We start from the raw sequence: 11,552 nt of genomic DNA, 5'->3' as shown, positions 1-11,552 counted from the left end.
TTCAAAACGGGATTTTTTATTTAATTTAGATTCATAATTCAACTTTTAGAACTATGAAAAAAATATTTCTCCTGACTTTATTTTTGACAGCACTAGCCTGTCAGAAAAAAGAAAACACTACTAAAGAAGCTGATAAAGGAACAGCAATCATCAAGGACGAACACACTTTCTCTAAACCAGATTTAGCTGTAGTAAAACATTTAGATCTTGATATTAAAGTTGATTTTGAAACGCAGACAATTTCAGGAAAAGCTTCCTGGCAAATTGATAACATCAGCAAAGGAAACGAAATTATTTTCGATGAAAACACGCTTAACATTACCAAAGTAACTTTAGGCGATGACGAAAAAGAAACAAAATTCGAACTTGGGCCTGAAGTTGAATTCCACGGAAAACCACTCCATATTACAATTGAACCAAACACTACAAAAGTTAATATTTATTACAGCACAACCAAAGATGCTATTGCATTACAATGGCTAAATCCACAACAAACAGCCGATAAAAAGAAACCATTTCTTTTTTCTCAGGGAGAAAGTATCTGGTCACGTACCTGGATTCCATGCCAGGATTCGCCGGGAATTCGTTTTACTTATAACGCAAAAGTTACGGTTCCTAAAGATTTATTGGCCGTAATGAGCGCCGTAAACCCTCAAAAGAAAAATGATACCGGAGTTTACACCTTCAAACAAGACAAAGCAATTCCGTCTTATTTAATGGCGATTGCAGTAGGAAATATTGAATTTCAATCGATCGATAACAGAACCGGAGTTTACGCAGAACCATCAATTCTTAAAAAAGCAGCATGGGAGTTTGCAGAACTTGGAAAAATGGTTGTCGCGGCTGAAAAACTTTATGGTCCATATCGCTGGGGACGTTACGATGTATTGGTTTTACCTCCAAGTTTCCCTTATGGCGGAATGGAAAATCCAAATTTAACGTTTCTGACTCCTGGGGTTATTGCAGGAGATCGTTCATTGACAAGTTTATTAGCACACGAATTAGGCCATAGCTGGAGCGGAAACTTAGTAACAAATGCAACCTGGGACGACATTTGGTTAAACGAAGGTTTTACCACTTATGTAGAACACAGAATTGGCGAAGAAATTTTTGGCAAACGAGAAGCTGAAATGCAAGATGTTCTGACTCGTAAAGATTTAGATGATAATATAGCAGAATATGGCAAAACAAATCCTGATACTAGATTAAAAGTGAGTCTTACCGGAAGAAATCCTGACGATGGGATCAGTCAGATTCCGTATGTAAAAGGATATAACTTTTTGAAAGTTATTGAACAGGCTGTTGGACGTGAAAAATTCGATCCGTTTATTAAAAACTATTTTGATGCACATGCTTTTCAATCTATTACAACAGAAGATTTTGTGAAGTATTTAAACGAAAACCTTATTAAAGGTGATAAAACTCTTGCTGATAAAATAAAAGCAGAAGATTGGATTTATAAACCAGGAATTCCGTCAAATATTACTCCATCAGTTTCTGAAGATTTTAATGCAATAGATGTTATTCAAAAAGAATGGCAAAAAACCGGAGTTAAAGGATTGAGTCAGAAAATAAAATCTACTACAGAAAAACAGCATTTTATAGATTACCTTCCGGCTGATATTACTATTGAAGAAATGACTGCAATCGACGCCGAATTCAGTTTTACCAAAAACGGAAACTTCGTTATTAAACGTCAATGGTTTGTTCAGGCAATACGACATCAATATAAAACGGCTTACCCGGCAATCGAACAATTTATGATTGGTACGAGCAGAACCGGATCTTTAATGACACTGTATAAAGAATTAGTAAAAACGTCTGAAGGAAAAGACTGGGCAAAAACGATTTTCGATAAAGCAAAATCAGGTTATCATGCAACAACCATTCAAAGTGTTGAAGGTTTATTAAAATAATCTATAAAAAGTCCCGGTTACAGTATGCAATCGGGACTTTTTTTATTTGAATAATCATAAAAATATTTTTAGTTTTTATTCTTAGCCTCAATCCATTTTGCCATATATTTTGTGCTTTTTAAAGTGTGATGCTGCAACAGGCTTCCCATGAAATTATGAAGGCGATGGTTTTCAGAATCAGTTATTAATGCGTTTATTTCATCAATTAATACAGCAGCAAATTCATTTTTCTGATAACATTTATTTACAATTGCTATTCCGTTTTTTTGAGATTGTTTCCAAAGGCTTTCATTTTGATACAATTCCACAGCTTGTTTGGCAAAAACCTCAATATCATTGGTAATAAATCCATTCCAGGGCAAATCTGCATGCATTGCCTCTGCTCCTATTTCTGTTGTTACACTTGGCGTTCCGCATTGTATAGCCTCTAATAATTTGCCTTTTAAACCTGCGCCAAAACGAATTGGTGCCAAAACAACTCTGGCATTTTTCACAATCTCATTGGCATCAGCAGCTCTTCCCATAATAAAAAAGCCATTTTTAGGCTGATGCAATTGCAAAACTTTTTGCGATGGATAGGCACCGTAAACCTGCAAAACAGCTTCCGGAAAATCTTTTCTAATTAATGGCCAGATTGTTTCTTTTAAATATTGAACAGTATTCCAATTAGGTTCATGAAGAAAATTTCCAATAAAAACAAAATTCTCGCGGTCTTCAAACAAAGGCAAATCCAAAAGATTCTTTTCATTCATTTCATCAACCAAAAATGGCAGATAAAACAACAATTTAGAATCAATTTTAAAAATATTCTTTAAAACTTTCATCTCAAAATCCGAAATAATCAAAGATAAATCACATCTTAAAATACTGGCGATTTCACGCTTTGCCACTTCTTCCGATAATAAATCATATAGCTCAAAAGTTCTGTTTTCCTTAAATGCTTTCTGTCTTGCGGTTCTTAAACAATGTAAATCTTCGGTATCTAATAATCTTATGGCTTTTGGGCAATTTTCAGAAACCCTCCAGCCAAATTGCTCTTCAATCATAAAACGATCAAATAAAACAACATCGGGATTTAATTCAATTACAAAATCATCAAAACTCGAATTATTTAATTCGATAGCCCGTTTTTCAACTCCAAACAAAGCCAAATCAACCATAAAATCACTGTCTAAAGCCGGGCTTGCAAATGTAATTTTAAATCCATTTGCTGCAAAAATAGAAATCAATTGCATCATCCTGCCACCAGCCGCAGACGAATTTGGTTCAGGCCAGACAAAACCAATAATTAAGAGTTTTTTTATTTGATTCATTTTAATTCTTTGAAGGTACAAAATAATGCTTTTTATGCGTAATTACACGATATTTCGAAATTTTTGGCTATAAAAAGACTAATTTTGCATCAAATAAATTGCTGTAAATCATGCTGGGATTAAAATTAGCCACAGACCCTCGCTGGGTAAATATTGTCGAATCAAATATCGAAGAAATTCTAACGGATCATGCCTGGTGTGAGCAAAAAGCAGCTTCGAATGCAATAAGTCTGGTTACTTACAATTCTGAATTAGAGGAATTAGTAACTGAAATGTTAGTTATTGCGAGAGAAGAATTAGAGCATTTGCAAATGGTTCATGACTTAATCAAAAAAAGAGGCCTGACATTGGGACGCGAAAGAAAAGACCATTATGTAAATGAACTTTTTAAATTCATGAAAAAAGATGGCAGCCGAAAAGATGCGCTTTGTGATCGTTTATTATTTTCTGCGATGATCGAAGCCAGAAGCTGTGAGCGTTTTAAAGTACTTTCTGAAAACATAAAAGACGAAGAATTGGCAAAATTCTATCGTGATTTAATGATTTCTGAAGCGGGACATTATACTACATTTTTAGGATTTGCCCGAAAATATACAGACAATATAGATATTGATAAGCGTTGGAAAGAATGGATTGAATTTGAAGGTTCTATCATTAGTAATTATGGAAAAAATGAAACTGTACACGGATAGTCCGGCACCATTTTTCATTTAAACAGCAACATCTTACACATTAAAAAATAACATTTTTGTTATGTCAAAAAATAAAACCAAATCCATCTTATTTAAAATTGCAAAATATAGCGGAATAACTTTCGCTGTAATTTTAGGATTGTTATTTCTAACACCAATTATTTTTGCTGATAAAATTAAAGAGCAAATTAAGAAAACCGCCAACGAAAAACTTAGTGCGGAACTTAATTACTCTGATGTTTCCGTGTCATTTTTTCGCCATTTTCCATCTTTAACTTTAACATTAAACGATTTAAATTTAAATGGATCTGCACCTTATAAAAACGAAAAATTTATTACCGCAAAAGAAGTTTCTTTTGGTATAAATGTAGGTAGCTTGATTTTTAGTAAATCTGTAAAAATTGATCAGATCTATTTATCAGACTCTTATATTAATGTAAAAGTAAACCAGAAAGGAGAAGCGAATTATAATATTTATAAATCTTCATCAAATCAGAAAAAACCTAAAGACAGTACAGAAACAGCATTAAAACTTGAAAGAATCGAAATCATAAACAGCAAAATTATTTATGATGATCAGTCTACAAAAGTACATTTTGATGCTTTTGGATTTAATTACTTAGGAAAAGGAAATTTAGACAAAGCTGTTTTTGACTTATATTCGAAAGCAAAAATTGAGAAATTAAATGTTATTTATGAAAATGAACCTTACTTAATGAACAAACAGATCGATGCAGATTTGATTACTAAAGTAAATGTAAACTCGTTATCCTTCTTCTTTGAACAAAATAACTTAAAAATCAATCAGCTTTTAGTCGATTTTAAAGGAAAGTTTGATTTCTTAAAAGATGGTTACAATATGGATTTCGTTATAAAATCCGACAATAGTAATCTTTACGATGTTTTTACCGCTTTTCCTCCAAAATATATTACCTGGCTTTCTAAGACTGAAATAAAAGGAAACACTAATTTACTTTTTACTTTAAAAGGAACCTACATAGCTTCGCAAAAAATTGCCCCGGATTTAAATCTTGATTTAAAAATAGATAACGGATTTGTGAACTATAACAAAAGTGCTTTTCCTGTTTCAAATTTAAATATTGAAATAAAAACTACTGTCCCGTCTTTAAACCCGGATCTTTTAATTGTTGATGCTAAAAATTTATCTTTAAATGTAGGCAAGGATTATTTAAAATCTAAATTTTACATGAAAGGCATGAATACTCCTGACATTAATGGTGATTTTAAAGCTAAGATTGATCTTGAAAAATTAAATAAAGGACTTGGAATACCTGATTTAACTTTAAAAGGAATTTTAGTTGGTGACATTAAAACAAAAGGGAAATTTGATCAGAAGAACAAACTTTTTCCAGTTACAAACGGAGTAATTGATTTAAAAAACGGCTATTTAAAAACCAAATATTATCCAAATCCGATTACCAATATTGTTGTAAAAACTAAAATTGAGAATCAAAAAGGGACTTTTCAGGACTTAAAAATTAACCTCCAACCTGCTCAATTTACTTTTGAAGGAAAACCTGTTTTTGTACAGGCAGAATTGAGCAATTTTGATGATTTAAATTATGACATTAAAGCAAAAGGTGAACTTGATGTTAAGAAAATATATAAAGTTTTCTCTCAAAAAGGACTTGATTTAGACGGTTTTGTAAAAGCTGATTTGGCTTTAAAAGGTAAACAAAGTGATGCTGAAAAAGGAAATTACAGCAAATTAAACAACAAAGGAACCCTTGAACTTAGAAACATAGGAATAGCTTCTGAATATTTGCCTAAAAAGTTTATAATTAGAGAAGGTATTTTCAAAATCAATCAGGATAAAATGTCTTTCAATAACTTTTTGGCTGCTTACGGTCAATCAGATTTTAAGATGAATGGTTATTTACAAAACGTTTTCAACTACGCTACCAGTAAAACCGGGATTTTAAAAGGTTCTTTTAAAGTTTCTGCACGATACATAAATGTTGATGAATTTATGACGGGTACAACTGCAAACACATCAGTAACACAAACCGAAACTCAAAATAAAACTTCTCAAACAGAAGCAAAACAAACCGGAGTCATTATAATTCCGAACAATTTAGATTTACAATTACTGGCCAATGCTCAAAAAGTAAATTTTGACAAACTGAATATTCAAAATGCAACCGGAAATTTAAAAATGCGCAAAGGAAAACTGAGTATGCAAAATACAGGTTTTAATTTAATTGGCTGTAACGTTGCTATGAATGCAAATTATCAATCGGTAACTACCCAAAAAGCAAACTTTGATTACAGCATTAAAGCAACTGATTTTGATATAAAAAGAGCCTATAACGAAATTGAAGCTTTTAGAAAAATGGCCAGTGCCGCAGAGAAGGCACAAGGAATTGTATCTTTAGATTATCAATTAAAAGGGCGTTTAAACGGCAATATGGATCCTGTATATCCATCACTTGTCGGGGGTGGAACACTTTCAATAAAAGATGTAAAAGTAAGAGGATTAAAAATGTTTAATGCTGTCAGTAAAAAAACAAGTTCTGAGGCAATCAAAAATCCTGACCTTTCAAAAGTAGAAATCAAAAGTACCATCAAGAATAATATTATGACGGTGGAACGTTTTAAATTTAAATTTGCAGGTTTCAGACCCAGAATTGAAGGAACTACAAGTTTAGACGGAAAACTGAATTTAAAAATGCGTTTAGGATTACCTCCTTTAGGTATTTTTGGAATTCCGTTAACTGTTACCGGAACACAAAACAATCCTAAAATAAAAGTGGGAAGAAAAACTGAGGATCTCGAGGAGACAAAAGATACTGAAAATTAAATTATAGAAACCTGTTCATTACGAGCAGGTTTTTCTTTATAAGAAATCCCAATTCTCGACAATATTGTCATTTCAACTAAGGAGAAATCACACAAGAAATTCAACAAAGGTTGTGAGTTTAGGAATGAGTAACTATGTGATTTCTCCTTAGTTGAAATGATAAATAATGCCTTAAAACAATCACAATACTATCAAAAACAAAAAACCCGTTCTTTTCAGAACGGGTTTTGTAATAAGTAATCTAATGATTATGCTTCGAATGGAAGGATAGATACATAAGATTTGTTATCTCTTTTCTTTTGGAACTTAACAACTCCATCTACTCTTGCGTGTAGAGTGTGATCTTTACTGATGTAAACGTTTTCACCTGGATTATGTTTTGAACCTCTTTGTCTAACGATGATGTTCCCAGCAATAGCAGCTTGTCCTCCAAAAATCTTAACGCCTAAACGTTTTGATTCTGATTCTCTACCATTCTTCGAACTACCGACACCTTTCTTGTGAGCCATGACGTATGAGTTTAAATATTGTTATTATTCTTTAGTAGCTTCTTTTTTTGCTTTTGGAGCTGCTTTTTTCGCTTTTGGAGCTTCTACTTCTTCAGTAGCTGCTTCTTCTGCTACAACCGCTTTTTTAGCTGCTGCTTTTTTAGTTCCTCCTGCTGCAGTAATACCTTCAATTACAATTTGAGTAAGATATTGTCTGTGACCATTTCTTTTTTTGTATCCTTTTCTTCTTTTCTTTTTGAAAACGATAACTTTATCTCCTTTTAAGTGTTGTAACACTTTAGCTTCTACTGAAGCACCTTCTATAGCTGGGGCGCCTAAAGTTACATTTCCGTTATCATCTAATAAAAGAACTTTGTCAAAAGAAACTTTTGAACCTTCTTCGTTAGTCAAACGGTTAACATAAACCTTTAAGTCTTTGCTTACTTTAAATTGTTGCCCTGCTATCTCTACGATTGCATACATACCAAATTGATTTATTGATTTTTAAGGTTGCAAATATACAATTAATAATTTACTGTGCAATCTCTTATTTCAAAAATATTTTTTTCTGTTTAAAGTCTGTTTTTCAAGGTATTTAAACTCTTTTAAAAAGAGATTTAGATGTAAAAGATTGTTAAAGTATCATGAAAATAAATAAGGAAACTTTAATTGATAATTAAAAAAAGTTATTTTTGATGTAACTATAATCAACTCTTGGCTACCTACTGTAATTAGGTAAATAAAAATTATTAATCTTTATGAAAAATTCAATAATGATGTTAAGTGCTGCATTAATGCTCGGCGGAGTGGCTCATGCTCAAAAAGTAGCTTTTGAAGAATACAATTTAGATAACGGCATGCACGTTATTTTGCACAACGACCCTTCTGCCCCTGTTGTCATTACATCTGTAATGTATCACGTAGGGTCTAAAGACGAACGCCCGGACAGGACAGGTTTCGCACATTTCTTTGAACATTTATTATTTGAAGGAACTGAGAACATAAAAAGAGGTGAATGGATGAAAATTGTTACTGCAAATGGCGGTGTCAACAACGCCAATACCTCAGACGACAGAACCTATTATTACGAAGTTTTCCCTTCTAACAGCTTAGAACTTGGCTTGTGGATGGAATCTGAAAGACTAATGCATCCAATTATCAATAAAATTGGAGTTGATACACAAAATGAAGTCGTAAAAGAAGAAAAAAGAATGCGTTACGACAATCAGCCTTACGGAAACATTTTGCCGGTTGTAAAAGAAAACATGTTCAAAAACCATCCGTATCGCTGGACTACAATTGGTTCCATGAAAGATCTGGATGCTGCAACTCTTGAAGAATTCCAAGCTTTTAATAAAAAATTCTATACTCCGAATAACTCCGTTTTAGTTGTTGCCGGTGATTTTGATAAAGCCAAAACCAAAGAATGGATTCAGAAATACTTTGGCCCAATTCCAAAAGGAGAAGAAATAAAAAAACAAACTTTTACCGAAGAGCCTATTACTCAAACTATAAAAGCAACTTACGAAGATCCTAATATCCAAATTCCGATGGTGGTAGCTTCGTATAGAACTCCATCAATGAAATCAAGAGATGCGAGAGTTTTAGATTTAATCTCTTCTTATTTAAGTGATGGAAAAAGTTCAAAATTGTACAAAAAAATAGTTGACGATAAAAAAATGGCGCTTCAAATTGGGGCTGTAGGATTTAGTCAGGAAGACTACGGAATGTACATTTTATATGGTCTGCCGATGGGTAATTTCACTATGACTGACATTTTAAAAGAAATGGATGAGGAAATTGTAAAAATTCAAACAGATTTGATTTCTGAAAAAGATTATGAAAAATTGCAGAATAAATTTGACAACAACTTCGTAAACGCAAATTCTACAGTTGAAGGAATTGCTGAAAATTTAGCTTCCTATTATTTACTTTACGGAGATATAAACCTGATCAATACTGAAATTGACCTTTATCATTCTATTACGAGAGAAGAAATCAGAGAAGTTGCCAAAAAGTATCTAAACCCTAATCAACGTCTGATTTTAGAGTACGTTCCTTCAAAAAAAGCTCAAAACTAAGCCCTGAATCATGAAAAATATACATACATTTTTAATCTTTTTATTCCTAACCGGAATTATGCAAGCACAAAATCGTCCACAACCAAAACCCGGTAATTCACCAGTAGTCAACATAAAAAAACCACAAACTTTTGTCATGGAAAATGGCATGAAGGTTTTGGTAGTTGAAAATCATAAATTACCAAGAGTAAGTTTCAATCTTACTTTAGACAACGCTCCTTTTACGGAAGGCAATAAAAAAGGTGTTGACGAATTAACCAGTAGTTTAATCGGAAACGGTTCTAAAAAAACAACCAAAGAAGCTTTTAACGAAGAAATTGATTTTTACGGAGCAAATATTAACTTTTCATCACAAGGTGCATCAGCAAGTTCTCTGTCAAAATATTCAGGACGTGTTTTAGAACTTTTGGCCGAAGGTGCTTTACAGCCAAATTTCACACAATCAGAATTTGACAAAGAAAAAGCAAAATTACTTGAAGGTCTTAAAGCTGATGAAAAGAGTGTCCCTGCAATTGCCGGCCGTGTAGTGGATGTTTTAGCTTTTGGAAGAAACCATCCTTCGGGAGAATACATCTCTGAAGAAACATTAAAAAATGTTACATTAGAAGATGTTCAAACCAATTACAGTACTTACTTTGTACCTGAAAATGCTTATTTAGTTATAATCGGAGATATAAAATTTAAAGACACAAAGAAGGCTGTAGAAAAACTTTTTGGCGCATGGAAAAAACAAGCTGCCCCAAAAAATACGTATCCAAATCCGGAAAATGTCTCTAAACTTCAAATTGATTTTGTTGATGTCCCAAATGCGGTTCAATCTGAAATTTCATTGGTAAATACTGTTAATTTAAAAATGAGCGATCCTGATTTTTTCCCTGCAGTAATCGCAAATCAAATTTTAGGAGGAGATTTCAATAGTTACCTGAATATGAATTTAAGAGAGCAGCACGCCTGGACTTACGGAGCAAGTTCTAATATTGGAAGCGGAAAATACGTAACCAAATTCAAGGCTTCGTCTGCAGTTCGAAATAGTGTTACTGATAGCGCTGTTGTTGAATTTGTAAAAGAAATCAAAAGAATCCGAACTGAAAAAGTTTCTGAAGATGTATTAAAAAATGTAAAAGCCGGTTATATCGGAAGATTTGTAATGCAGGTTGAAAAACCTCAAACTGTTGCCCGCTACGCATTGAATATTGAAACAGAAAAACTTCCGGCTGATTTCTATGAAAAATACATTCAAACCATAAATAATGTTTCTGCTGACGATATTTATCGCGTAGCAAACAAATATTTCCTAATTGATAATTTACGAATTGTAATTGCCGGAAAAGGCTCTGAAGTAATTGCCGGTTTAGAAAAACTTAAAATTCCTATTTTCTATTTTGATAAATACGGAAATCCTACTGAAAAACCGAGTTCGAAAAAAGAAGCACCTGCGGGAATTACAGCCAAAACTGTTTTTGACAATTATATTAAAGCAATTGGCGGAGAAAAAGCAGTTTCTGCCGTAAAAACGCTTGTCATGAATGGTACTACAACAATTCCGCAAGCTCCAACTTCTCTAAGTTTTACTTCAAAATTAGATTCAAAAGGAAAAATGATGGTTTCACTTTCCATGGGAAGTATGGCTTTAATGAAACAAGTAGTCAATGATAAAGGTGCCTATATTGAACAACAGGGACAACGTAAAGATCTGAAAGGTGATGATTTAGCCGAAATGAAGGCAAGCGCAACTCCTTTTGAGGAATTAAGACTGAGCAAGAGATCAGATCTGAAAGTAGAAGGAATAGAATCTATAAATGGCAATGATGCCTATTTGATAAAAGACGGTAAAACCGTTTACTATTATGATGTAAAATCAGGTTTAAAAGTTGCCAAATTAAAAGTAAAAGAACAAAGCGGACAATCAACAACACTGACAACTTACTTTAATGATTATAAAGAAGTAAAAGGCGTAAAAGTTCCTTTTAATATTGTTCAGAATGTAGGTTTTGAATTAGACATCAAAATGTCAGACATCAAAATTAACGAAGGAGTTTCTGAAGCGGATTTTCTTTAAAAAGGTTCTGATATTCTAAGATTATTTTTAAGAAGGCTGTCATAATTGACAGCCTTTCTTGTTTTAATGAAGCTTTTACCTTTATCAAAGCTTTTTACGTATTATTTTTGTTCGGTTGAGCGAAGTCGAAACCCAGCACAGAAAGCCCTTCGACTTCGCTCAGGGTGACATCTCACAAAAAA

General features: G+C 32.9%; 8 protein-coding genes. 5 read left to right on the top strand and 3 right to left on the bottom strand.

All coding sequences use genetic code 11. From position 1 onward, the window contains the following. Positions 1-53 precede the first annotated feature (53 nt). On the top strand, positions 54-1,916 hold the full coding sequence (locus PMI10_RS04645; protein WP_007805060.1) for a hydrolase/aminopeptidase: 1,863 nt from the start codon (positions 54-56) through the stop codon (positions 1,914-1,916). 68 nt (positions 1,917-1,984) lie between these two features. Here the strand turns inward: PMI10_RS04645 and PMI10_RS04640 are convergent, their stop codons facing one another. Then, entirely contained in the window at positions 1,985-3,229 is a 1,245-nt protein-coding gene (locus PMI10_RS04640) for a glycosyltransferase (RefSeq protein ID WP_007805057.1), read from the bottom strand. Positions 3,230-3,339: 110 nt separating this feature from the next. On the opposite strand from PMI10_RS04640, the gene PMI10_RS04635 reads away from it, so the two are divergent. After that, positions 3,340-3,921: a tRNA-(ms[2]io[6]A)-hydroxylase gene (locus PMI10_RS04635; RefSeq protein ID WP_007805055.1), complete on the top strand. Its 582-nt coding sequence runs from the start codon at positions 3,340-3,342 to the stop codon at positions 3,919-3,921. Between the two features lie 61 nt (positions 3,922-3,982). Further along, on the top strand, positions 3,983-6,742 hold the full coding sequence (locus PMI10_RS04630) for an AsmA-like C-terminal region-containing protein (protein ID WP_007805053.1): 2,760 nt from the start codon (positions 3,983-3,985) through the stop codon (positions 6,740-6,742). Positions 6,743-6,990: 248 nt separating this feature from the next. On the opposite strand, the gene rpmA is transcribed toward PMI10_RS04630, so the two are convergent. Together rpmA and rplU are read right to left on the bottom strand one after the other, a co-directional pair. After that, entirely contained in the window at positions 6,991-7,251 is a 261-nt protein-coding gene (rpmA, locus tag PMI10_RS04625) for a 50S ribosomal protein L27 (RefSeq protein ID WP_007805051.1), read from the bottom strand. Positions 7,252-7,275: 24 nt separating this feature from the next. Further along, positions 7,276-7,713 (bottom strand): 50S ribosomal protein L21, encoded by a 438-nt coding sequence (gene rplU, locus PMI10_RS04620; protein ID WP_007805049.1) that lies wholly within the window; start codon positions 7,711-7,713, stop codon positions 7,276-7,278. A 275-nt stretch (positions 7,714-7,988) separates the two neighbouring features. Here rplU and PMI10_RS04615 point away from each other — a divergent pair, with 275 nt between their 5' ends. Together PMI10_RS04615 and PMI10_RS04610 are read left to right on the top strand one after the other, a co-directional pair. Continuing rightward, complete coding sequence (locus PMI10_RS04615; RefSeq protein ID WP_007805047.1) at positions 7,989-9,311, top strand: M16 family metallopeptidase; 1,323 nt, start codon at positions 7,989-7,991, stop codon at positions 9,309-9,311. 10 nt (positions 9,312-9,321) lie between these two features. Beyond that, entirely contained in the window at positions 9,322-11,370 is a 2,049-nt protein-coding gene (locus tag PMI10_RS04610) for an insulinase family protein (protein ID WP_193361681.1), read from the top strand. Positions 11,371-11,552 lie beyond the last annotated feature (182 nt).

Source organism: Flavobacterium sp. CF136 (assembly GCF_000282055.1).
Classification (GTDB): domain Bacteria; phylum Bacteroidota; class Bacteroidia; order Flavobacteriales; family Flavobacteriaceae; genus Flavobacterium.
The sequence above is the reverse complement of the archived record's forward strand: the minus strand, read 5'-3'. Positions and strand labels throughout refer to the sequence as shown.